Below are 23,279 nucleotides of genomic sequence, written 5' to 3'. Positions count from 1 at the left end.
CGCGGGATCAAGCCCGGCGCAACGATGAAGTTTATCGTTGCGGTTATTGCGGTTTGATCAAAACACCGGTTCGTAGCCGGGGGGAGTTCGCCCCCACCTTTGCTCTCGTCGTCGTCCTTGGCGCCGGGCACGTGGATGCCGCATTCGGTCTTGTCCCAGCCTTTCCAACGGCCCGAGCGCGGGTCTTCGCCCGGCGCCACCTTGCTGGTGCAGGGGGCGCAGCCGATCGACGGATAGCCCTGGGCCACCAGCGGGTGATGGGGCAGGCCATGGACGGTGAAATAGGCTTCCAGCGCGTCCTTGGTCCAGCTGGCGAGCGGATTGATCTTGAGGCGGCCGGCCGCATCGCTGCTGTCCAGTTCGAACCGGGGCAGGCCGGCGCGGGTCGACGACTGGAAGCCCTTGCGCCCGGTGATCGTGGCATCCAGCCCGGTCAGGGCCTTGGCCAGCGGCACCACCTTGCGGATTTCGCAGCAGCCATCCGGGTCCCAAGACCAGCGCAGGCCGCTTCGTCCTTTTTCGCGATCACCGCGGCATCGGGTTCGAGCACGACGAGATTGGTCAGCCCAAGCTGCGCCACCAGGGCATCGCGATAGGCCAGCGTCTCGGGAAAATGCTTGTGCGTATCGAGGAACAGCACGGGCGTGGCCGGATCGACCTGGGCCACCAGGTGGAGCAGTACCGCACTTTCCGCGCCGAAGCTGGAGACGACGGCCACCCGGCCGGCAAGCCCTTCACCCAGCACCGCCGCCAGCATTTCTTGCGTGCTGGCCTGCGCAAACCGCGCGTTGAGCGCGGCCACGTCATCCGCGGTAAAGCGCGGGGCGGTGTCGAGGATGTCGGGCGTGCGGGCGGGGCTGGCCATGGCTTCAGGCCCCCTGCTTGCCGTGGCGGGCGGCCCAGATCGGCGCGCGGCCATCGACGGTCTTCTGGTAGACTTCGCTCCAGGTGGCAAAGGCGGCTTCGGCCTGCTCTGCGCTGATCGGCCTTTCCGGCGCAAAGGAATCGAAGCCACAGCGCCGCATGTGCGAAAGCTGATCGATCAGCACATCGCCCACGGCGCGCAATTCGCCGGTATAGCCGCGTTCGCGCAAGCTGCGGGCGGCCGAATAGCCACGCCCGTCGGCATAGTTGGGGAAGTTCACTTCGATCAGCGCAATGCGATCGAGGTAGGGCAGCAAGGCCAGGGCATCGTCGCCCGGCTCGATCCGCACGGCCGTGGCATTGCCTTGCGCGGCAAAGGAATCGACGGTCACGGCCGGATCGCCCACCGGCTCATCATCGCGATAGCGCAGGACGGACTCAACCATAGATCGCCTCCTTGAACGGGGCCATGCCGATGCGGCGATAGGTATCGAGGAAGCGTTCCCCGGCATCGCGGCGGGCGAGATAGACGTCGGTCACCTTTTCGATGGCATCGACCACGCCATCTTCGGAAAAGCCCGGCCCGGTGATGGTGCCGAGCGAGGTATCGGCGCTTTCCGCCCCGCCGAGCAAAAGCTGGTAGTTTTCAACGCCCTTGCGGTCCACACCGAGGATGCCGATGTGGCCGGCGTGGTGATGCCCGCAGGCGTTGATGCAGCCCGAGATCTTGAGCTTCAGCTCACCCAGTTCGCGCTGGCGGCCAACGTCGGCAAAGCGATCGGTGATCTTCTGCGCCAGGGGGATCGAGCGGGCATTGGCGAGCGCGCAGTAATCCAGGCCCGGGCAGGCGATAATGTCGGTGATCAAGTCAAGGTTGGGCGTGGCGAGGCCCGCTGCATCAAGCACCTGCCAGACGCGATAGAGATCGGCCTTCTTCACGTGGGGCAGCACGATGTTCTGCGCGTGGCTGACGCGCAGTTCATCGAGGCTGTGGTCGCGCGCCAGGTCGGCCATCAGGCGGATCTGGTCGGCGCTGGCGTCACCGGGAATGCCACCGGTGGGCTTGAGGCTGATGGTGACGATGGCGTAGCCCGGCTGCTTGTGGGCGTGGACATTCTGATCCACCCACAGCGCGAAATCGGGATCGCTGAGGTCCAGATCGTCAGGCAGGCCGCTTTCCAGGCCGGGATCGGCAAACATCGCCTTGATGCGCTCGAGTTCCTCTGGCGGCGGTTCCAGGCCCTGGGTGAGGATGTGGGCGAATTCTTCCTGCACCTGGCGGCTGTATTCCGCCACGCCGATTTCATGGACGAGGATCTTGATCCGCGCCTTGTACTTGTTGTCGCGCCGGCCGTGGCGGTTGTAGACGCGCAGGGCCGCTTCGAGGAAGCTGATCATCTGCAGCGCGGGCACGAATTCGGCAATGCACGGCGCGATCATCGGGGTGCGGCCCATGCCGCCGCCGGCAAAGAACTTGCAGCCGATTTCGCCCGCTTCGTTCTTCACGATCTGGATGCCGATGTCGTGCAGGCGCATGGCCGCGCGGTCGGTGTCGCTGGCGATGATCGCCACCTTGAACTTGCGCGGCAGGTAATCGAATTCCGGGTGGAACGTGGACCACTGGCGCAGCAGTTCGGCATAGGGGCGCGGATCGGCCACTTCGTCGGCGGCAGCGCCGGCAAAGTGATCCGACGTGGTGTTGCGGATGCAATTGCCGCTGGTCTGGATCGCGTGGAGCTGGACCTTGGCGAGGTCGGCCAGGATATCGGGCGCATCGGCAAGCTTGATCCAGTTGTACTGGATGTTCTGGCGCGTGGTGAAGTGGCCATAGCCGCGGTCGTACTTGTCGGCGATATCGCCCAGCACGCGCATCTGCGCGGAATTGAGCGTGCCATAGGGCACCGCCACGCGCAGCATATAGGCGTGGAGCTGCAGGTAGAGCCCGTTCTTGAGGCGCAGCGGCTTGAACTGGTCTTCGGTCAGTTCGCCCGAAAGGCGGCGCGCGACCTGGCCACGGAATTCGGCCACGCGGGCATCGACCATCGCCTGGTCGTGTTGATCGTATTGATACATCGTCAGATTACCCAGGTGCCGGCCTGCGGATCGGCAGGCTTGAGCGAAAGATCGAGGCGAACGGTGGGGCCAAGGGCGCGGATGCGATCCTTGATGTGGGCCGGGCGCACGGTGCCGTCCGGGCCGGCAAAGGCGTCGATCACATGGGTGTCGGTCACCACCTGCTTGGCGTTTTCGCGCGCGATGATGGCATCGGCATCGTGATCTACCGCCACGGCGTTGTCGACATGGCGCGACCAGCCTTCACCGGTCCACCAGATCACGTCGCCGGTGCGCAGATCGCTGCCGGTGATCACTTTGATCTTGTCCGTCACCGGGATCTTGTCGCTCATCGCGCGGCCTCCACCACCTGCTGCAATTCCATGATATCTCCCCGCGCGGTCACTTCGCCAATGACGATCAGTGCCGGGCTCTTGATATGTTCGCGTGCCACCAGATCGGCCAGGCCCGCCAGCGCGCCCCTTACCACGCGCATCTGCGGGCGCGAGGCATTTTCGATCACGGCCACCGGCATGGTCGGCGCCAGGCCATCGGCCATCAGCTTTTCGGCAATGGCGGCGGCCGTGGCCACGCCCATGTAGATCACCAGGGTGCGGCCAACGCCTGCCAGGCCCGCCCAGTTCTGATCCGACAGCCCCTTGCATTGCCCGGCCACGAATGAAACGATCGAGGCATTTTCGCGGTGGGTGAGGGGGATCTGCGCCGATGCCGCCGCGCCCAGTGCCGCGCTGACGCCGGGCACCACCTGCACGGGCACGCCGGCGGCATGGCAGGCTTCCGCCTCTTCCCCGCCGCGCCCGAAGATAAAGGGATCGCCGCCTTTCAGGCGCACCACATCGTGGCCGGCCTGCGCCTCTGCCACCAACAGCGCGTTGATCGCCTCTTGTGGCATGGTGTGGCGGGCGCGTTGCTTGGCTACCGAGATGAACCGGGCACCGCGCGGCACCATCGCCAGGATGGCCGGTTCAACCAGGCCATCATGAACCACCAGCCTTGCCTTCATCAGCAGGCGCGCGGCGCGCAAGGTCAGCAGATCGGGATCGCCGGGGCCGGCGCCGACCAGGAACACGGTTCCGCAAGGTGTGGGATCAGTCATGGTGGCGCATGTGGCCCCACCCAAGCCATCCTGCCAGCGAGAATGGATTGGGCAGGGGCTAGGCGAACTTTAGGGCGGCCCCGCCACGGCCGCTCGCGCCCGCAGCACGGCTTGTCGAACAGGATCAATTTCGCGGCAATGGGTTAACGCGCCGCCGCGCCGCCGCAGTGGCGGCTATGCGCGGTTGCAGCGGTGCTGGGCGCGCCGCTGGCCCGGCGCAACTTAACCAATTTCCCCAAAGATTTGTTGATCTACGCACACCGATCATGGGCGCCAGGGTTCAATAAATCTCGGGCGGGCCGATCACCGGGGACCAATCATGCGTTTCTACCTCGCAACGTCTTTCATATTTCCGCGCTCCTTGCGGCTGCGGCTGTTCACGGTGTGCTTTGTCACCACGCACGTGCCATTGGCCAGCTATTGCACTTGGGGCCTTGCCACAGGGCGCATCGAACTGGCCGAATTCGTGCTGTTGACGCTGGCCACCGTGATCGGCGCGATCATGGCCTTGCTGGGGATCGGTGCGCTGCTCGATCCGATCCATGCCCTGGCGCAAAGCCTCAACACCGCCGAGAACCCCGCGCTGCCGCCGGCAATGGATGTAATCCAGTCGCTCTATGCCGGCGTGCACCGCGCCGCCGTGTCCACCGGGGCACAGATCCAGGCGCTGGTGGTGGCGGCGCAGGAAGATGCGCTGACCGGCATTCTCAACCGGCGAGGTTTCCTGGATGAGATCGTCACGCTGATCAACGACGGGGTGCGCGGCTGCGTGGTGCTGCTCGACGTCGATTACTTCAAGTCGGTCAACGACACGCTGGGCCATGACGAGGGCGACCGCATCCTGGGCGCGCTGGCGGCCTTGCTGTCGCGCCAGACACGCCGGGTGGACCTGGTCGCACGCTGGGGCGGCGAGGAATTCGTGGTCTTCCTGCCCGGTTGCGTGGAGGAAGAGGCCAGCCGGATCATGGGCCGCATTGCCCAGGTCATGCGCCAGGCCCCGATCGGGCAGGTTGGCGGCCGGGCCATCACCTTTTCCGCCGGGATCAGCGCCTGTACCGATGGCGACGTGGCGGCCGCCGTCCTGCGCGCCGACGAAGCGCTCTATTGCGCCAAGGATCGTGGGCGCGACCAGGTGGTGTGCCATGCCACCCAGCGGGACGAGCAACTGGCCACGTTGCCACGGCCCTGAGTTCGCCCAATCCGGTATCATCCGCGACGAAACGAAGCGACGGAAAGCAGGCGTTGCGGCGTTCAACCCCATACCAGGCACAGGAAACACGCCTGGATCAATGGCAAGACGAGGTTGATATGAACAAGATCCTGCTGACAGCGGCCGTTGCGGTCGCTTCCCTCGCGGCAACGGCCCCGGCGCTGGCGCGCGATGGTTGTGGCGCGGGCTGGTATCGCGCCTGGGACGGCCGCTGCTATGCCATGGGGCGCACGGTCGTGGTCGAACGGCCGGTCTATGGCTACGGCTATGGCTATTATCGTGGCTGGCATGGCTATGGGCCGCGCTATCATGAATGGCATCGCGGCTGGCGCTATCGCTGATCGCCAGGGCGGGCAGGGGCGGGGCCGCCCCTGTCACGGCCTGGCTGCGTCGTAGCCTGGCCGGATCGTTGACAGCGCGCCTTGCAGCCTCGCATTCTGCACCATCTTGACCGAACGGCGGGCCTTGGGCATAGCGCGGGCCAAGGCGATGGATTTCCGCCGGGCCTTTGGCCGAACCGCCCGCCACGCCGCAAGGCGCCAGGGCTGATGATTCCTACCTGAAACCAGTGGCCCCATGATGGTTCATGCCGGCCCGTGCAACAGGAGGAATCGTGCGCGCATTTTTCACCCGTTCTCCCGTCTTGATGACCCGCCTTCGCTTCGTGCTGGCGCTGCTTGCCATGGCCCTGGCTGTGGGCACGGCCTGCGCTGGCTTTCTGTGGGCGCTGGACGCGGCCACGCGGACACGCTTTGCCGCGCCCTGGCTGCTCTATGGCCTGCCGCTGTGCGGGGTGGGCGTGGCCTGGCTCTATCGTCGGTTCGGGGCGCGGGCCGAAGGCGGCAATAACCTGATCCTGGACGAAATTCACGAGCCCGGCGGTGGCGTGCCCCTGGCCATGGCGCCACTGGTGGTGATCGGCACGGTGGCGACGCACCTGTTCGGTGGATCGGCCGGGCGCGAAGGGACGGCGGTGCAACTGGGCGGCAGCCTGGCGCACGGGCTGGTCGATCGGCTGGCGCTGACGGGCAAGGCGCGGCGCCTGCTGTTGATGGGCGGCGTGGCCGCCGGCTTTGGTGCGGTGTTCGGCACCCCGCTGGCCGGTGCGGTGTTCGCGATCGAGGTGCTGGCGCTCGGCGGGTTGGACCTGGCCGCGCTGGTGCCGTGCCTGGCGGCGGCGCTGGCCGGCGATTTCGCCTGCCGCCTGTGGGGCGCGCATCACACACCCTATCCACACGTCGATTTGCCGTTGACCGAGCCGCTGGCCAATCTGGCCGGCTTTGCCACGCTCTTGGCCAAGGCCGCACTGGTGGGCGTGGCCAGCGGGGCCGTGGCGCGCCTGTTTGCCGAGGCGAACCATGGTTTTGCCGACCTGTACAAGCGCTTTGTGGCCAATCCGCTGTGGCGCCCGGCAATCGGCGGGGCTCTGGTGATTGGCCTGACATTTGCGTTCGGCACGCAGGACTATCTTGGCCTTGGCGTGCTCTCGGCCCATCCGGGTGCACCGACCCTGCCGGGTTTCTTCGTGGCGCCGCCCGATCGCTGGAGCTGGCTGATCAAGCTGGTCTTTACCGTGGCGACCTTGAGCGCCGGGTTCAAGGGCGGCGAAGTGACGCCGCTGTTCTTCATCGGTGCAGGGCTTGGTTCCGCCCTGGCGCCCGTGCTTGGGCTGCCGGTGCCGTTGATGGCCGCGATGGGCATGATCGCGCTGTTCGGTGCGGCGGCGAATACCCCGGTCGCCTGCGCGGTGATGGGGCTGGAACTGTTCGGCATCGATGCGGCGCCGGCGCTGATCGTGGCTTGCGTCAGCGCCTATCTCGCCTCGGGCCACGGCGGCATCTATCTTTCGCAGCGGATCGCCCGGCCCAAGTGGCCACGCCGCAGCGGCGGCGCATCACTGCGGGCCGTGCGCCGCGTCTGGCTGTAACGGCGGCGCCGGTTCAAGCAATGCCCGCAGCGCGGCGGTATCGCGCAGGCGCACGTCCGATTGCGGAAAAGGCACTTCCACGTCGTGCTGCTGGAACAGTCGCCACAACGCGCGCAACACCTGGCTGCGCACGTTGGCCGTACCTTCTTCGGGATCTTCGATCGTCACATAGATCGCCATCTCGATCCCGTTCACGCCGAGCGCCGTGACCACGACCGACGGCCCCGGTTCGGGCAGCACGCGCGGCGCGGCGCGGGCGGCCTCCAGCATCAGTTTTTCGGCCAGGTCGATATCGGTGCCATAGGCCACGCTGATCGGGATGGTCAGCACGATCTGGGTGTTGGAGTACGACCAGTTTTCGACCTGGGTCGTCATCAGGATTTCGTTGGGAATCAGGTATTCACGATGATCGCGCGTGGCCACCGAAACCGCCCGGATGCCGATCTTGCGCACCTGGCCCACGGTGTTGCCCTTGCCATCGTTGATGGCGATCACGTCACCGGGCTTGATCGAACGGTCCATCAACAGGATCAGCCCGGCAATCAGGTTGCCGAAGGTCTTTTGCAGGCCAAAGCCGATGGCGAGGCCAAAGGCGCCGGAAAAGACCGTGAGCGCTGTAAAATTGATGCCGAGCAGGTCGATGCCCATGAAGAACGCCAGCGCCCAGACCATGAGCGAGACGATCTTTTCCCCCAGCACCTGCTGGGTGGAATCGAGGCTGGTGGCGCGGGCAAAGAAATAGCGCGCCAGCTTGCTGCCCAGGCGGGCAAGCATGAACATGGCCACGACCACCAGCACCATCTTGGCGGCGTTGAACACCGAGATGTGGTAATGGCCGATATCAAAGCCCAGATCGTCGAGCGACTGGAGGAAATCGTTTACCTGGTGGTGCGCCTTGCGGCTCATCCAGCTCATTGTGCGGCAGCCCAGGCGGCCAGGGCCTGTTCCAGATCGGCGATCAGGTCGCCCGCGTCTTCCAGACCGATGGCCAGGCGCACGCCAAAGCGATCTGCGCTGTCCATGTCGGGACGCGGCCAGGGGCTGGCCGTGCGGATCGCGGCGGGATCGACCGGGGTGGCGAGGCTTTCGAACCCGCCAAAGCTGTAGCCGATGCCGAACAAGGTGAGCGCATCGATCAGGGCATCGCGCGCCTTGGCCGTGCCGCCCTTGAGCACGAAGCTGAACAGGCCGCACCCGCCGGTGAAATCGCGCCGCCAATATTCATGGCCCGGCGATCCCGGCAGCATCGGGCACAGCACGCGCGCCACTTCGGGCCGCGTGGCCAGCCATTGCGCCACGCTGAGCGCACCCGCCGTTGCCGCTTCCAGCCGCAGGCCCATGGTGCGCAGGCCGCGCAGCATCATCGCCGCATCGTCGGGCGAAACCACCAGGCCCAGGTTCTGGCTGCGCAGCCGCAGCTTGCCATACCAGGGGGCCGCGGCGGTGGCGCTGCCCATGACCACGTCGGAATGGCCGCTGACGTGCTTGGTCAGCGATGCAATGCTGATATCGGCGCCATGGGTCAGCGGGGCAAAGCCGAGTGGCGAAGCCCAGGTGTTGTCCACCAGGACGGTGAGGCCCTGCGCCTTGGCCGCGCCGATCAGGGCGGGCATGTCGGGCACTTCCATCGTCAGGCTGCCCGGCGCTTCCAGCAGCACGGCTGCAGCGCCGGGGCACAGCGCGGTGAACGCTGTGGTGTCCATCGGATCGAACCAGATCGTCTTCACCCCGAAATCGGCCAGCAGCCCACGCGCCATGGCGCGGCTGGGTTCATAGGCATTGTCGGTGAGCAGCAGGGTGTCGCCGGGGCGCAGCACGGTGAGCAGCGCGCCGGCAATCGCGCTGACGCCGGAGGGATAAAGCACGGTGCCGCCACCTTGCGCGCCCGGCTCCAGCTCGGTGAGCGCTTCGGCCAGGGCCCATTGCGTGGGCGCGCCGCGCCGGCCGTAATAGAAATGCCCGTCGGCATTGCCGGGATGGCTGCGCAGCGCGGCCATGTCCGGGTAAAGGTGCGTGCTCGCGCGCCAGACCGGGGGGTTGACGACGGCGCCGGGATGGCCGGCCGTGCCGGTCCATTCCGGACGGCGGCCAGCGGCAACGATTCGGGTGGCGGTTTGAAGCGGCCTGTCTTGCGGCGGCGTATCGGAAGGGGCAGTCATGCCCGCGTGCAAAGCACAGTTGCGCTCGATCCGAAAGCCTGCATACCGTTGCGTCAGTCTACCAGGCAGGTGGCCGGGCCGGTTTCCTTGGGGGTGGCGGGATCGGCGCCCCATTCGCTCCAGCTGCCATCGTAAAGTGCAACGTCGCTCTTGCCGAGCAGGTGCAGGGCAAAGATCACGACATTGGCCGTCATTCCCGAACCGCAGCTGGCGATGACCGGCCGGCCGAGATCAACCCCGGCATCGGCAAAGGCGGCGCGCAGGCCTTCGGGCTTTTTCCAGGTGCCATCGGGGGCAAACAGGCTGGCATAAGGCACGTTGCGCGCGCCGGGGATGTGGCCGCTGGCCAGCGCAGGGTTGGTTTCCTTGACCTCGCCGGTAAAGCGCCCGGCGCCGCGCGCATCGACCAGTTGTTCGGCATGGCTGGCCAGGTTGGCCATGACCTGATCCTTGGAACGCAGCGCGCGCAAGTCGCTCCAGGCGGTGAAATGGCGGTGGCGCAGGGTTTCGCGCCCTTGGGCGCAGGGCCGCCCTTCGGCTTTCCACTTGGCGATCCCGCCATCGAGCAAGGCCACGTTCTGCGCGCCGAACAGGGTGAGCAGGAACCACGCGCGGGTCGACGACTTGATCGGGCTGTCATCGTAAAGCACGATCCGGCTGCCGTCGCCCAGGCCCAGGCTTTGCATCCGGCTGGCGAATTTTTCCGCCGGTGGCAGCGTGTTGGGCAGGCCGGTGGCGCTGTCTACCAGGTTGCCCAGATCCATGAAGACCGTGCCGGGAATATGGCACGCTTCATATTCCAGCGCGGGATCGCGCCGGTGTTCGGGCAAAAAGCAACTGGCATCAACGATGCGCAGATCGCTCGCACCCATCTCGTTGGCGAGCCATTGGGTGGAGACCAGCGGTTCCATGAATTTCTCCTGCCTGCGTGCGACCCGTCTGGCGCGGGTTCATTTTGGGGACCGAACTTAAAGCCCAAGCGCGGTGGCGTCGATTGCAAAAATGGCCAATCGACGTGTGCCGTTTCGGCATTACAACGCCGGCAGCGGCATCGCGCGCTGGTCGAGCGCGTCGAACACGCGGGGACCCTGGTCCAGGCGGAAAGGTTGCAGCCGCGCCGCCTGATCGCCTGGGGCGGCGGGTTGGCCCACCAGGAACGCACCGTGGGCGTGCTGCGCGCCGCCATCGTCGGCCTTGGTCGCCCAGACGCTGGCGCGCACGATCGGCACGAACAATTGCGCCGCGCCAGCGCGAATCGTCAGGATGGATGACAGCGGCAGGCGCATTTCCGCAGCGACGGTAACGCTTTCGCCCGGTGCCAGTTGCTCCACCAGGCGCAGTGGCGGCAATTCGGGCCCGGCCAGGCCCAGTTGTTCGTCCATCGGGCGCGAGGCATGGGCCGAGGTCATGTCTCCCGACAGCGCAAGGTCGATCAGCGGCGCGGCGCCATGGTTGGTCAGCACGAGGCGGCAGGACAGCGTGGCGTTGACCAGCGTGGCACTGAGCCGATCGGCCAGCAGGGCCAGTTCAAGACTTGGTGCGGCCTGATCGGCCTGCGGCGGTACGGGCAGGGGTTGCGGGGCCGGTGAAGGGGTGGGCGCGGGCTTGGGCACGGGGGGCTTGGGTGCCGGCCGGGACGCGGGGGCCGGGGCCGGCGTTGGCTGCGCTTGCACCGGGGTGGCGCGGCGGCGGCGCAGCGCCAGCGCGGCGATGATCACGGCAAGCGCGCCAAGGCCGGCGGCCCAGGGCCACCATGCCGTGGCGGCGCCATCGCTGGCGGTGGCGGGGGCAAGCGGGGCAGGCGTTGCGCTGGTTTCGGGCGCCGGGGTGTCGCTGGCCGCTTCCGGCGCGGCGCTGGGTGATGGCTCGGGCACAGGCGATAGGCTTGGCGTTGGCGTCGTTTCCGGCCCGGGCGTTGCCGATGCAGCGGGTGTGGCCACGGCTGCGGGTGCGGGAGCGGGCGGCTTGGGCTGCGCCGCCGGGCGGCGTGTGGGCGCGGTACGGTTTGGCGTGCCTTGGGGCAGCACCACAGCCGGGGTGCTCGCCTGGGGCAGCGGTACGAGCGTGGACGCGGCAGGTGCTGACGGCTTGATCGCCGGGGCTGGCGTCGGCGAATTGAGCGTGGGCAGCGACGGCGTAGGCACGGCCGAGACGATGGGCTGCGTGGGTGCCGCCTGCGGGGTGGCCTGCGAAGCGGTCTGCGCCGATGCCATGGCCGGCATGGCCAGCAGGGTACCAGTGACCAGCAGGGTGCGGGTCGATGCAAGAAGGATGGAAATGCCGCGCATGGCCTGGCCTGAACTGCCTCGTCTCAAGATGTGTCGCCTCTATGGCATGATCGGGCCGTTGCCGCGCCCTCTCTGGCCGGATACGGCCGGAGGGCGTTGAATAGTGCCTGAATGGGCAGGCGCAAGCCGCCGGCTTGCCTGGCACGCGGGTTTCGGTGCATGGCGCGACCCAAGAGAAAGGACTCCCCCGTCATGTCAGACCCCCATCACCCGGCTCCGCTGCATCTGGGGCAGAACAGCGCCTTGCCCGCTTCGCCCGAAGAAGCGGTGCTGGACTATGTGCCCAACCCGCGCGTGGGCTCGCTCTATCTGGTGCGCTTTGCCGCGCCGGAATTCACCTCGCTGTGCCCAGTGACCGGCCAGCCCGATTTTGCCCACCTGGTGATCGACTATGCACCGGGCGAGACCATCGTCGAATCCAAGTCGCTCAAGCTGTTCCTGGGCTCGTTCCGCAACCACAACGGCTTTCACGAAGACGTGACCGTGGGCATTGGCCAGCGGCTGTTCGATGAAATGAAGCCGCAATGGCTGCGAATCGGGGGCTATTGGTATCCGCGCGGGGGCATTCCCATCGACGTGTTCTGGCAATCGGCTACGCCGCCCGCCGGCCTGTGGCTGCCCGACCAGGGCGTGCCCGGCTATCGGGGCCGCGGTTGAGCAAATTTCCTGATTTCGTATCGATTTGGATGAAGGGGGCAGTTTGCTCCCTTTGTCTTGGGTGCTGGCGCCGCCGGATTGGTTGCAAAAGATTAACCACGAGTTGCGCCGGGGATAGGGTGTTGCAACGCAGCATCCCTGTGAAATTCCTTAGGGCATTTACCATTGGTTAGGGGGATTTTGCCAAAAGAGCGGCGGGGTTACTCAAACAGGAGACTTGGACATGACCTTCTTCCGCAAGCTCATCAAGGACACCGAAGGCGCCACCGCCATCGAATACGGCCTGATCGCTGCTCTCATCGCCGTTGCCGCCATCACCGCCATGGGCGCGCTGGGCAACTCGCTCTCGGGCACCTTCAACCTCGTGTCGAACGACATGAACAACGCGCAGGACGGCCACCTCTAAGGCCTGATCCTGGCTTGATGGCCCAGGCCGCGCCGATGCGCTGGTCTGGGCTGTCCCAGGGCCTGCGACGATCCGTGCGGATCGGGGCGTGGGCCATCCACGGTAGAGGGAAAGGGAGCCAGCAATGGCTCCCTTTCTTTTTGTGCGGGTTGGTGCCGCAACCTGGAATTCCGGTTCCGCCGGAATTCCAGCAGCGATCACGGGCAGGGATCGGGCAGCACGGCGTGGACCGCCTCGATCGCGGCCAGCGCTTCGGGCGGCAGCGTCACGTCGGCGCTGGCAATGGCCAGCGCCAGTTGTTCCGGCGTGGTGGCGCCGATGATGTTGGCCGCCACGAACGGGCGGCTGTTGACATAAGCCAGCGCCAGGGTGGCCGGATCCAGGCCAAAGGCGTGCGCGATAGCGACATAGCGCGCGATCGCATCGTTGGCGTTGGGCGTGTTGTAGCGGGTGAACTGGTTGGCCACGTCGCGGCGCGAACCCTTGGGGATGACCCCACCCAGATACTTGCCGGTCAGGTTGCCGGCGCCCAGCGGCGAATAGGCCAGCAGCGGCACGCTTTCGCGCAAGGCCACTTCGGCCAGGCCGTTTTCAAACAGGCGATTGACCAGGTTGTAGGCATTCTGGATCGAGGCGATGCGCGGCAGGTCCTTGTCGCGGGAAAGGCGCAGGTATTCGCCCACGCCCCAGGGCGTTTCGTTGGATACGCCCACGTGGCGCACTTTGCCGGCCTTGACCAGTTCGCCCAGCGTATCGAGCGTTTCCTCAAGCGGGGTCAGGTCTTCGCGGTCTTGCACATGGGCAAGGCCGCGCGCGCCGAACATCGGCACGTGGCGTTCGGGCCAATGCACCTGGTAAAGGTCGACATAGTCGGTGCGCAGGCGGGCCAGGCTGCCGTCGATCGCGGCAAGGATGTTGCGCCGGTCCAGCTTGTTGTCGCCGCCGCGGAACTTGCGCACCATGTCGCGCGCGGGGCCGGCCACCTTGGTGGCCAGGATCACCTTGTCGCGCTTGCCCGGCTGGGCCAGCCAGGTGCCGATATGTTCCTCGGTGCGGCCGATGGTGTCGTTGTGAAACGGCGTGACGGGATAGGCTTCGGCGGTGTCGATGAAATTGACGCCGTGATCGACGGCGTAGTCAAGTTGGGCGTGGGCTTCGCTTTCCGTGTTCTGCGAGCCGTAGGTCATCGTGCCCAGGCAGATCAGGCTGACATCGAGACCGGTCGTGCCAAGTTTGCGGGTTTGCAAGACAATGCTCCATCGTTGGGTGCCGCGCCTTCTTTGCCGGGGAATTGCGGAAAAGCACATGAGGATTTCTCATCGGCCGAAAGGCCAATGGGCAAGGGTTGAAATGCCTTGCAAATGGAAGTGATGGAGCCAGATAAACCCGCCGCAAAGGGGGCCGTGCCGCACAAGCGCCGGCGCAGGCCCGCATCGCAATCATGCAGCCCAGCCGATGGAGAGGCAGTGCCGATGGCCGTTTTGCATCCCGTGTCCGATCCCGATCATGCCGCCCGCGTGCTCAGCGCGGTGCATTCCTCGCGCGCGGCGGTTTCGGCGGTGGCGGCCTCGTGGTGCCGCTCGGCCCTGCACCACGGGCTGGACCCGGCCGCGCCAGATGCTGCGGCAGAGCGGCTGAGTGGGACCGAACTCAACGCCTTGCGCGCCGCCAACGGCGAATTGCTGGCCGTGGCCGCGCCCGTGCTCGATCGGTTGTTCGGCAGCGTGGGGCTGGCCGGGGCCTGCGTGATGATCGCCGATACTGGCGGCGTGGTGCTGGATTGGCGCGCCGGCGATGCCGATGCCGCCCCGTTCGAGGATATGGGCCTGGCGCCGGGCGCGTCCTGGGCAGAGGCGGCGCAAGGCACCAATGGCATCGGCACGTGCCTGGTAGAAGGACGCGCGGTGACCATCCACCGTGACGAGCACTTTGCCAGCCGCAACGTGGGCGTAAGTTGCATGGATGCGCCGATTTTCGACGCCGAGGGGCGCCTGGTCGCCGCGCTCGACATATCTTCCGCGCGTGGGGACCATGATCGCGCCATGGCCGCCTTGATCGCCGCGCTGGTGCAGGACGCGGCCCGGCATATCGAGCGCGACTTGTTCTGCCGCCGCTATGCCGATGCGCGCATCGTGCTGGCCGGCACCGATCCGGCCGCGCGCGGCCATGCCCTGCTGGCGGTGGACCGTGACGACCTGGTAATCGGGGCCACGCGCGCCGCGCGCCAGCATTTCCGCCTGGGTTCGGGCACGGCGATCAGCCCGCGTCCCTTGGGAGAGTTCTTGGGCGATGGCCAGCCTGCCTGCTTTGGTGACGGCGAACGCGCCGTGCTGCGCCAGGCCCTGGCCCGCGCAGGCGGCAACGTCAGCAGCGCGGCGCGCCTGCTCGGCATCGGCCGCGCCACGTTCTACCGCCGGATGGAGCGGGTGGGGCTGTCGCTGCGGCACTGATTCGCGCCGGCGCGGCCGCCATTTGCGCGGCTGTGAGCAAATTTTTTGCCGGTGTGATGGGCGCAATGCAAAATGTGCAACTGGGCGCGGCGGGACAAAATGCCATATCGCGCGTGGGCATGCGGCGGCATAGGCCCGGCGCATGATCCGCCTGCGCCTCATGATCGCCGCCCTTGCCGGGCTTTCGCTGTCTGCCTGCGGCGGAGACAAGACCCACGATGCGCGGCTGGCCAAGGCCGGTCCCAACCCCTCGCTCGCCGCGCTGATGCGCGTGGCCGATCCGCAGATCGGGGATCGCAAGGCCGCCTCGTGCAAGGCCTGCCACACCTTCGATGCCGGCGGCCCGGACATGGCCGGGCCGAACCTGCACGGCGCCTATGGCCAGCCCATGGGCCGCAACCGCCCCGCTTTCGGCTATTCCGCCGCGCTGCGCGATGCCGGCGGCAAATGGGACGATGCGACGCTCGATGCCTGGTTGAAAAATCCCCAGGCGGTAGTGCCGCGCACGGCGATGATGTTTGGGGGGATTTCCGACCCGCTCAACCGAGCGGATGTGATTGCCTATTTGCGGTCGCAGGGGCGCTAGCATGGGTCGTCGCCCCGTGCTTGACACGGGGTCCAGCTTGAATGCTGGCAATATCTTGGATCACTATGCGAGGTGGAACCCTGGACCCTGAAACAAGTTCAGAGTGGCGAAGGGGGCTGACCAAACTTCGCGATGAGGACTGTGTTGTGAAAGTTTATAAAAAATCGTAGACTAAGCCATGCCTGCTTGGCTCGCTTTTCCGCTGATGGTTTTTGGTGGGTGGATGACCGTTGCGTCTTTTCGTGCGCTTCGAGAAATCGCCAGGACGGGCCACCTTAGGCCAGGTTCGCGTTGGTCGAGGTTCGACCGAAGCACGACGATCTTGAGAGTTTTCAAGGCTCAAAGATGCTTCGATATCTTTTTCTTTGCCATGCTCACGATCATCGGTGCGGCGTATTTTCTTGAAGCACTGGGCTTGGTTGGCTGAGCCCATCCCTTTCCGCGCCCAGCATCCCCCACACCCAACCCTCTCCCCTGAAGGGGAGAGGGCTTTTGCGTTTATTTCGTGGGGTGGAGGCGGATGGCGGTGCCGCCGCCGGGGGCCAGCCAGAGGGTGAGGGTGTCGCCCTTTTTCAGCGTTTTGGTATCGTAGGCGATCCTGTGGCGGGCGTCGGTTTCGTAGGTCGCGCCTTCGCCGTCCTTGTAGATCGTGGCGGCGTAGGTCTTGCCGGGGTCGAGCATGTCGAAGGTGAGCGTCACGGTGCGGGCGGTGGCGTCGTTGACGCCGCCGGCGTACCAGTCGTCGCTCTTGCGGTCCTTGCGCGCGAAGATGGCATATTCGCCCACTTCGCCCGCGATCAGGTGGCTTTCCGACCAGTCGGCCGGCACCTGGCGGATGAAGGCCAGTTCCTTGGGATGGGCGGCCAGCGTTTCGATGAAATCGGCGGCCATCTGGATCGGCGAATAGATCGCCAGGTAAAGGCCCAGCTGCTTGGCCAGCGTGGAGGCGAGCGGGGCGTGCTTGGCGCCTTCGAGGCTGAGCACGCCCGGCGTGAAGTCCATCGGGCCTGAGAGCATGCGGGTATAGACCAGCGTGGGTTCATGGCTCGGCCCGTTGGCGAACTGCCCCCAGGCGTTGTATTCCATGCCGCGCGCGCCTTCGCGGTCGATCCAGTTGGGATAGGTGCGGCGCAGGCCGGTGTCCTTGACCGGTTCGTGGGCGTCGATGGCGATGTGATACTTGGCCGCCGTTTCCACCACTTTCAGATGGTGTTCCACCTGCCGCTGGCCATCGTGATAGGCCATCGCATAAGTGCCCGGCGTGGCGCCGGGGGCGAGAATGCCGCCGGCATCGGCCACATAGCCGGTCTTGACCGAATGAACGCCGAGCGCGGCATAGAGCTTCATCGCGTCATCAAGCTGGGCTTCGTAATTGGCAATATTGCCGCCGGTCTCGTGGTGGCCGATCAGTTCCACACCCTTCTTGCGGGCGTAGTCGGTGACGTCCTTGATGTCGAAATCGGGTGTGGCCTGGGTATAGCTGAAATCCTTGCCGTTGCCGAACCAGTTGCCGTTCCAGCCCTTGTCCCAGCCTTCCACCAGCACGCCGCCGAAGCCGTTCTTGGCGGCAAAGTCGATGTATTGCTTGGTGCGGGCGGTGGTGGCGCCGTGGTTCGGGCCTTCGGCCCAGGTCCAGTCGCCGCGGATCATGCCCCACCAGATGCCGATATACTTCATCGGCTTGACCCAGCTGACATCGCCCAGCTTGTTGGGCTCGTTGAGGTTCAGCTCCAGGTCGTTTTCGACCAGGCCGGCGGCGTTGTCGGCAATGCGGATCGTGCGCCAGGGGGTGTTGAACGGCAGGTCGCGCGTCACTTTCGGCCCGCCCGGATTGGGCGAGAGGGTGGAGCGGAAGCTGGTGCCATCGATACGCTTGAACCACATGGCCGAATAATCGACCAGCGCGGCTTCGTGGAACGCGAGGTGCGTGCCATCGGCGAGCTTCATGGTGATCGGCGTGTGCGCGGTGGACACGCCGTCGATCGGGGTCTTTTGGTAGACCTGCTCGTAGCGGTTCCATTCGCCGCCGGGGATCCACCAGGCGGTGCCGTTCTGCGCGAGGTTGAACTCGGTCAGCTCGTCGGCGATCTTCATCGTCGTCATCGCCGCTTGCGTGGGCAGTTCATAGCGCAGGCCGAAGCCATCGTTGAACAGGCGGAAGCGCACATTCATCTCGCGCCCGCCCCATTCGGGCACCTGCTTGAACTTGACCAGCAATTCGGTGTGGTTGTCGGTGACGAAGCGGCGCTCGCCCCAGGGTTGCTCCCAGGTGGTGGCGGCGGGCTTGGCGCTTTCGCTGCCCACGATGTGGTTGCCGCGCACCATGGTGGGGCCATCGGTGAGGATGAAGCCGAGCGAGGAGGCGCCGATCAGCAGCTTGCCCTTGCGCGACAGGCTGTAGGTGGGGCGGCCATCGCCATCGATGGCGACGGTCAGTACCAGGCTGCCATCGGGCGAAGCGGCGGTGACGGGGGCATCCTGGGTTTGCTGGGCCAGCGCCGGCAGCGGGGCGCAAGCCAGCGTCAGCGCCAGCGGCGCTGCAAGACGGGTCAGAACGGACATGGGGGGTTAGATCCTCTCTTCGACGATGAGGGCGGCAAAGCCAGGCAGGTAACCCAGGCTGGCGTCGTTTTCGGCCACCAGCACGGTGCCTTCTGCGGCCACGTCCTGCGGCCAGGCGACCGGCTGGTTTGCCATGTTGATCAGCACTAGCAGCGACTGCCCGCCGAAACGGCGGCGCGCCACCAGCAGGCTGGCATCGGCCTGCAGCACGTCGAAGCTGCCGTGGCGCAGCGCCGGGCTTTCCCGGCGCAAGTGCAGCAGCCGCGTGGTGAGCGAGAGCAGCGAGGCGGGATCGGCTTCCTGGCGGTCTACCGCGCGCGCCAGGTTTTCCTCGCCGAGCGGCAGCCAGGGGGCAGGGCCGGCGGTGAAGCCACCCATCGCGCTTTGCGCCTGCCACGGCAGCGGGGTGCGGGCGCCATCGCGCGAGAGCGTCAGCGGCCAGTTGGCAATCGCCTCGGGGTCCTGCAACTGCTCGAACGGGATATCCACCTGGGTGAGGCCCAGTTCCTCGCCCTGGTAGACGATGATGTTGCCGCGCAGGGCGGCAAACAGCACGGCTTTCATCCGGGCATAGGCATCGCGCGCCTCGGGCGTGGCCCAGCGCGAAAGGGCGCGGGGCGCATCGTGGTTTTCGAACGCCCAGCTCGGCCAGCCCATGCCGGGTTCATCGGGCCACTTGGCCAGGACATCGCGCACCATGACGGGCGTGATCTGCGGGGCATAGAGGAAATCGAAGCCATAGGCGCTGTTGAGGCGCGCCGGGCCGGCGGTGTATTCCTTCATTTCGGTTTCGGCCAAGTCACCGCCCACTTCGGCCACGGTGAACACCGCGCCATAGCTGTCGCACAGCGCGCGCAGGCGTTCGATGAACGTGACGATGCCGGGGTGCGACTGGTTGTAGATCTTGAGCTGGTAATCGAACGGGCGCGTGCGGCGACGGCCATCCTCGGGCGCGGGCGGATTGTCGCGCAGGGTGGGATCGTGCATCAGGAAATTGAGTGCATCGATGCGGAACCCGTCGACCCCGCGATCCAGCCAGAACTTCATCACCCCCAGCAGTGCTTCTTGCACGGCGGGGTTGTGGGCGTTGACCTGCGGCTGTTCGGCCAGGAAATTGTGCAGGTAATACTGGCAGCGCCGCGCGTCCCAGCGCCAGGCCGGGCCGCCGAACACCGATTGCCAGTTCGAGGGCGGCGAGCCATCGGGCTTGGGATCGGCCCAGACGTACCAGTCGGCGCGGGAATTGTCGCGGCTCTGCCGGCTTTCCACGAACCACGGGTGCAGGTCCGACGTGTGGGCATAGACCTGGTCGATGGTGACTTTCAGGCCCAGTTCGTGGGCGCGCGCCACCAGGGCATCGAAATCCTCGAGCGTGCCGAACACCGGATCGACATTGCAGTAATCCGAAACGTCATAGCCGAAATCGCGCATCGGCGAGGTGAAGAACGGGGAAATCCAGATGGCATCGGCGCCCAGCCGCGCCACGTGATCGAGCCGGGCGGTGATGCCGGCCAGATCGCCCACGCCGTCGCCATTGGAATCGGCAAAGCTGCGCGGATAGATCTGGTAGATCGCCGCGCCGTGCCACCAGGGCAGGTCTTGGGCGGAAGACGGGGGCGTTTGCTGGGTCATTGGCCTTGCTTAGGAGAGGAAGTGGGAAGGACGCGGCAGACAGCGCTGCCGTAAGCGGGCAAGTCAAGCACAACCGAGCCAGGCGCAGCCACATGGGCGGGGCACTGGCCCAACAGGCTTTGCAAGTCTTTCGCGCTCGTGCCGATCGTGCTGGCCACCTTGATGGGCTGGCCTGAGGTGTTGAAGGCAATCAGATATTCCGCGCCCGTGACGGGATCGAACCGCGAAACGCTGAACAAGCCGGGCTTTTCGCCATAGCTGCGCGTCACCTGCCGCCCGCGTGCCAAGGCCGGATGCGCGGCGCGCAAGCCGTTGAGCCGGGCGATCAGCTGGTAGAGCGGGTGATCGGGGCTGAAATTGTCCTGCGTCGTGGTGCGGGTGGTGCCAAGCAGTGGCTGGTCGTTGTAGCTGGGTACTTTGCTGGCGAACATGTCCTGCCGGGCGGCCTGGTCGTTGCCATGGCCGATCATGCCCTGTTCGTCGCCGTAATAGACCACCGGGCTGCCGCGCAGGGTGAGCAGCATGGTATGGGCGAGCGCCGTGCGGGCGAGCAGTTCGTCCTGGCCGATGCCGGGCATGTCGTGCTCCACCAGCCAGGCAAAGCGGCCCACGTCGTGGTTGTCGATGAACGTCGGCTGGGCCAGCGCGGCCGCGTCTCCGCCCTGATAGAGCACGTCCCCATCGAACAGGTCGGCCAGCACATCGGTGCCCTTGCCCTGCGCCAGCACGGCGCGCACGGCGGCGTGGAAGGCAAAGTCGAGCACGTTGGGATAGCCGTCGCGCCGGGTAAAGCGGGCGATATAGCCGTTGTCCGGGTTTTCGCGCGCCACTTCGCCGAAGATGGCGAAATGGGGAATGCCTTGGGCCTTGGCCACTTGCTGCATCGCGGGGATGAAGGCCTGCCAGAAACCGGGATCGACATGGCGCGCGGTGTCGATGCGGAACCCGTCTACGTGGAACTTGCGGATCCAGTCGGCATAGATCGCGATCATCCCGGCGCGCACGCGCGGATGCTCGGTGAATACGTCGTCCAGCCCGACGAAATCGCCGAAGCGGCTGTTTTCGCCGCTGAATGTGCTGTCGCCCCGGTTGTGGTAATAGCGCACGTCGTTCAGCCAATCGGGCACTTTGGCGTGCTCTTCGCCCTTGGGAATGAAGGGCGTGTAGGCATAGCCGGGATCGGTGAGGCGGGCGAAATTGGCCTCGCTCGAATCTTCGTCCCCGGCAAAGCCTTGGTTGATCGCCGGGCCGGACAGGCCGCCCTTGCGGCTGTAGGGATAGCTGGCCTTGTCGCGATAGGGGGCGGCGGTGCCAGCCGGCGCTTCGCGATACTGGATCACGTCGGCCGTGTGGTTGACCACGATGTCCATGTAGACTTTCAGGCCGCGCGCATGGGCGGCGGTGACCAGCGCGGCAAATTCGGCATTGGTGCCGAAATGCGGATCGACCTGGGTGAAATCGGTGATCCAGTAGCCGTGGTAGCCGGCGCTTTCCTGCCCCGGCGCACCTTGCACGGCCTTGTTCTTGAACACCGGGCCGACCCAGACGGCGGTGAAGCCCATGCCCTTGATGTAATCCAGCCTCGCGATCAGGCCCTTGATATCGCCGCCATGGTAAAAGCCCTTGTCGGCCGGATCGAAACCGGTTTGCAGGCGCCCGCCCTTCAAGCCGCCGGTGTCGTTGGCGCTGTCACCATTGGCAAAGCGATCGGGCAAAACAAAATATATCGACTCGCCCGCCGCTGGGCGCGCGGCCACGGCAGAGGGAGCGGGCGCGGCATGGGCCGGCGCCAGGGCGGAAGCAGCAAGAGCGGCCGCCAGGGCGGCAGCGCGGCGGCGCAGGATCATGCAACAAGTCCTTGTGGGGAAGGCGCGGCGCAATGGCGCGCGATGTAATCGGCGTGGGTGGGCCAGGCGGCCACTTCACGGGCATAGAGCGTGTGCAGGGTATCGAGCCAGGCGGCCAGGTCGCTTTCCGAGACCGCTTCGGCCAGGGCGTGGCTGGTGGCGGGCACGATGCCCTGGCCGACCAGCACTTGCAGCCAGCCCACTTCGCTGAACAGGTCGGACTGATCCCGGAACAGGTGCCCGGCGCTGCGGAAAAGTTCGATCTTTTCGGCCAGGCTGTCGGGCAGGGCCATGCTGCGGCAGGCCTGCCAGAACGGTTCTTCGCGTTCGTTCGCCCAGTAATGCAGCACGATGAAGTCGCGGATGCGCTCCATCTCGTCGGCAAACTGGCGGTTGAACGTGGCGCGCACGGCAGGCGCCGGGCGGCAGGTGGGGCCAAACGCCATGATCCGCGCGATCATCGACTGGATCAGGTGGATCGAGGTGGATTCCAACGGTTCGAGGAACCCACTGGCCAGGCCCATGGCAATCACGTTGTGCGACCAGGCCTGGCGCGTGCGACCCGTGGCAAAGCGGATCACGCGCGGGTCGGCGAGCGGGGCACCGTCGAGATTGGCGAGCAGGCCGGCGGCGGCTTCGTCATCGCTGATGAAGGCGCTGCAATAGACGCGGCCATTGCCGGTGCGGTGCTGCAGCGGGATGCGCCATTGCCAGCCGACGGCGTGGGCGGTGGCGCGCGTATAGGGCGTGAGCGGTGCGGTCCGTTCACTGGGCACGGCCACGGCGCTGTTGGCGGGCAGCAGGTGCGACCAATCGTCGAACCCGACGCCCAGTGTGTCCTGGATCAGCAGCGCGCGCAGGCCGGAGCAATCGATGAATAGGTCACCGGCCACCACGCGGCCATCGGACAGGGTGAGGGTGGTGACATCGCCACTCTGCCCATCGCGTGCGACGGACACGATCGTGCCTTCCTGGCGGACCACGCCATGCTTTTGCGCGTAGCGGCGCAAGTAGGCGGCATAGAGCCCGGCATCGAAATGGAAGGCGTGGGGAACGGCGGGCACGTTGCGGTTGGTCAGCGGGGCGCCGTCGTGCATCTTGCCGGCGCGGGCGGCCAGGTCATTCACGCTGTAATCGCCCAGCGGGCGGGCCAGGCCCAGGCGATGCGCGCGCGACCAGAAATGGCGGAAGCCGCCCAGGCCGATGTCGCGGCCCACGTCGCCAAAGGCGTGGAGATAGCTGTGGCCGGGGCGGAGCCAGCCGGCGAATTCGATGCCCAGCTTGAACGTGGCGCCCGTGGCGCGGATGAAATCGGTCTCGTCGATCCCCAGCGTCTGGTTGAACATGCGGATCTGGGGAATGGTGGCCTCGCCCACGCCGATGGTGCCGATGGCATCGCTTTCGACCAGGGTGATACGGGTGTTTTCGCCCACGAAATGGGCCAGGGCCGCCGCGCACATCCAGCCGGCGGTGCCACCGCCCACGATGGTGATCGAACGTGCTGCTTGGCTGTCCATGGCCG

General features: G+C 66.2%; 20 protein-coding genes, 1 pseudogene and 1 riboswitch. Of the genes and pseudogenes, 7 read left to right on the top strand and 14 right to left on the bottom strand.

The window, feature by feature from the left end:
• Nucleotides 1-122 precede the first annotated feature (122 nt).
• The 5 genes and pseudogenes from R9J51_RS18185 to cobA form a co-directional block, all read right to left on the bottom strand.
• Nucleotides 123-865 (bottom strand): annotated as a pseudogene (locus tag R9J51_RS18185) (phosphoadenylyl-sulfate reductase); the annotation flags it as partial.
• Nucleotides 866-869: 4 nt separating this feature from the next.
• On the bottom strand, nt 870-1,310 hold the full coding sequence (locus R9J51_RS18180) for a DUF934 domain-containing protein (RefSeq protein WP_179505307.1): 441 nt from the start codon (nt 1,308-1,310) through the stop codon (nt 870-872).
• Nucleotides 1,303-2,937, bottom strand: a complete 1,635-nt coding sequence (locus tag R9J51_RS18175) for a nitrite/sulfite reductase (protein ID WP_179505306.1) — start codon at nt 2,935-2,937, stop codon at nt 1,303-1,305. The genes R9J51_RS18180 and R9J51_RS18175 overlap by 8 nt, the downstream gene beginning before the upstream one ends.
• Nucleotides 2,938-2,939: 2 nt before the next feature.
• On the bottom strand, nt 2,940-3,239 hold the full coding sequence (locus R9J51_RS18170; protein WP_168557013.1) for a DUF2849 domain-containing protein: 300 nt from the start codon (nt 3,237-3,239) through the stop codon (nt 2,940-2,942).
• A gap of 26 nt (nt 3,240-3,265) precedes the next feature.
• Nucleotides 3,266-4,033, bottom strand: a complete 768-nt coding sequence (cobA, locus tag R9J51_RS18165; RefSeq protein ID WP_179505305.1) for a uroporphyrinogen-III C-methyltransferase — start codon at nt 4,031-4,033, stop codon at nt 3,266-3,268.
• A 319-nt stretch (nt 4,034-4,352) separates the two neighbouring features.
• Between cobA and R9J51_RS18160 the strand changes: the two genes are divergently transcribed.
• The 3 genes from R9J51_RS18160 to R9J51_RS18150 all read left to right on the top strand — a co-directional run bounded on the left by R9J51_RS18160 (nt 4,353) and on the right by R9J51_RS18150 (nt 7,170).
• Nucleotides 4,353-5,222, top strand: coding sequence for a GGDEF domain-containing protein (locus tag R9J51_RS18160; protein WP_179505304.1), 870 nt, complete (start codon nt 4,353-4,355; stop codon nt 5,220-5,222).
• 119 nt (nt 5,223-5,341) lie between these two features.
• Complete coding sequence (locus tag R9J51_RS18155) at nt 5,342-5,584, top strand: GCG_CRPN prefix-to-repeats domain-containing protein (RefSeq protein WP_168556880.1); 243 nt, start codon at nt 5,342-5,344, stop codon at nt 5,582-5,584.
• Between the two features lie 135 nt (nt 5,585-5,719).
• Nucleotides 5,720-5,808, top strand: a riboswitch (Fluoride riboswitch).
• A gap of 81 nt (nt 5,809-5,889) precedes the next feature.
• Entirely contained in the window at nt 5,890-7,170 is a 1,281-nt protein-coding gene (locus R9J51_RS18150) for a chloride channel protein (protein WP_432787648.1), read from the top strand.
• On the opposite strand, the gene R9J51_RS18145 is transcribed toward R9J51_RS18150, so the two are convergent.
• The 4 genes from R9J51_RS18145 to R9J51_RS18130 all read right to left on the bottom strand — a co-directional run bounded on the left by R9J51_RS18145 (nt 7,138) and on the right by R9J51_RS18130 (nt 11,617).
• Nucleotides 7,138-8,085: a mechanosensitive ion channel domain-containing protein gene (locus R9J51_RS18145; protein WP_179505302.1), complete on the bottom strand. Its 948-nt coding sequence runs from the start codon at nt 8,083-8,085 to the stop codon at nt 7,138-7,140. The two genes, R9J51_RS18150 and R9J51_RS18145, sit on opposite strands and share 33 nt — an antisense overlap.
• The gene (metC, locus tag R9J51_RS18140) at nt 8,082-9,329 is read right to left on the bottom strand and encodes a cystathionine beta-lyase (protein ID WP_179505301.1); all 1,248 of its coding nucleotides are present in this window, start codon (nt 9,327-9,329) and stop codon (nt 8,082-8,084) included. The genes R9J51_RS18145 and metC overlap by 4 nt, the downstream gene beginning before the upstream one ends.
• 53 nt (nt 9,330-9,382) lie before the next feature.
• Nucleotides 9,383-10,240 (bottom strand): 3-mercaptopyruvate sulfurtransferase, encoded by an 858-nt coding sequence (gene sseA, locus R9J51_RS18135; protein ID WP_168556884.1) that lies wholly within the window; start codon nt 10,238-10,240, stop codon nt 9,383-9,385.
• Between the two features lie 120 nt (nt 10,241-10,360).
• Nucleotides 10,361-11,617: a hypothetical protein gene (locus R9J51_RS18130; RefSeq protein ID WP_179505300.1), complete on the bottom strand. Its 1,257-nt coding sequence runs from the start codon at nt 11,615-11,617 to the stop codon at nt 10,361-10,363.
• Between the two features lie 192 nt (nt 11,618-11,809).
• Between R9J51_RS18130 and queF the strand changes: the two genes are divergently transcribed.
• Complete coding sequence (gene queF / locus R9J51_RS18125; protein ID WP_168556886.1) at nt 11,810-12,274, top strand: preQ(1) synthase; 465 nt, start codon at nt 11,810-11,812, stop codon at nt 12,272-12,274.
• 223 nt (nt 12,275-12,497) lie between these two features.
• Nucleotides 12,498-12,680, top strand: a complete 183-nt coding sequence (locus R9J51_RS18120) for a Flp family type IVb pilin (protein WP_168556887.1) — start codon at nt 12,498-12,500, stop codon at nt 12,678-12,680.
• A gap of 197 nt (nt 12,681-12,877) precedes the next feature.
• On the opposite strand, the gene R9J51_RS18115 is transcribed toward R9J51_RS18120, so the two are convergent.
• Nucleotides 12,878-13,927 (bottom strand): aldo/keto reductase, encoded by a 1,050-nt coding sequence (locus tag R9J51_RS18115; RefSeq protein WP_179505299.1) that lies wholly within the window; start codon nt 13,925-13,927, stop codon nt 12,878-12,880.
• A 225-nt stretch (nt 13,928-14,152) separates the two neighbouring features.
• Here R9J51_RS18115 and R9J51_RS18110 point away from each other — a divergent pair, with 225 nt between their 5' ends.
• Nucleotides 14,153-15,130: a GAF domain-containing protein gene (locus R9J51_RS18110; RefSeq protein ID WP_168556889.1), complete on the top strand. Its 978-nt coding sequence runs from the start codon at nt 14,153-14,155 to the stop codon at nt 15,128-15,130.
• A gap of 142 nt (nt 15,131-15,272) precedes the next feature.
• The gene (locus R9J51_RS18105; RefSeq protein WP_179505298.1) at nt 15,273-15,716 is read left to right on the top strand and encodes a c-type cytochrome; all 444 of its coding nucleotides are present in this window, start codon (nt 15,273-15,275) and stop codon (nt 15,714-15,716) included.
• Nucleotides 15,717-16,214: 498 nt separating this feature from the next.
• Here R9J51_RS18105 and R9J51_RS18100 read toward each other — a convergent pair whose 3' ends face one another.
• The 4 genes from R9J51_RS18100 to R9J51_RS18085 are packed head-to-tail and all read right to left on the bottom strand — an operon-like array spanning nt 16,215 to nt 23,274.
• Entirely contained in the window at nt 16,215-18,278 is a 2,064-nt protein-coding gene (locus tag R9J51_RS18100) for a glycoside hydrolase family 97 protein (RefSeq protein WP_179505297.1), read from the bottom strand.
• A gap of 6 nt (nt 18,279-18,284) precedes the next feature.
• Nucleotides 18,285-19,910: an alpha-amylase family glycosyl hydrolase gene (locus tag R9J51_RS18095; RefSeq protein ID WP_179505296.1), complete on the bottom strand. Its 1,626-nt coding sequence runs from the start codon at nt 19,908-19,910 to the stop codon at nt 18,285-18,287.
• A complete protein-coding gene (locus tag R9J51_RS18090) occupies nt 19,907-21,757 on the bottom strand; it encodes an alpha-amylase family glycosyl hydrolase (RefSeq protein ID WP_179505295.1) in 1,851 nt (616 codons plus the stop codon). The genes R9J51_RS18095 and R9J51_RS18090 overlap by 4 nt, the downstream gene beginning before the upstream one ends.
• Nucleotides 21,754-23,274, bottom strand: coding sequence for a tryptophan halogenase family protein (locus R9J51_RS18085; RefSeq protein ID WP_179505294.1), 1,521 nt, complete (start codon nt 23,272-23,274; stop codon nt 21,754-21,756). Before R9J51_RS18085 ends, R9J51_RS18090 begins: the two co-directional genes overlap by 4 nt.
• Nucleotides 23,275-23,279: the final 5 nt, after the last annotated feature.

It is taken from the genome of Novosphingobium rhizosphaerae, from assembly GCF_050920675.1.
GTDB classification, from domain to species: Bacteria; Pseudomonadota; Alphaproteobacteria; order Sphingomonadales; family Sphingomonadaceae; genus Novosphingobium; species Novosphingobium rhizosphaerae.
The sequence above is the reverse complement of the archived record's forward strand: the minus strand, read 5'-3'. Positions and strand labels throughout refer to the sequence as shown.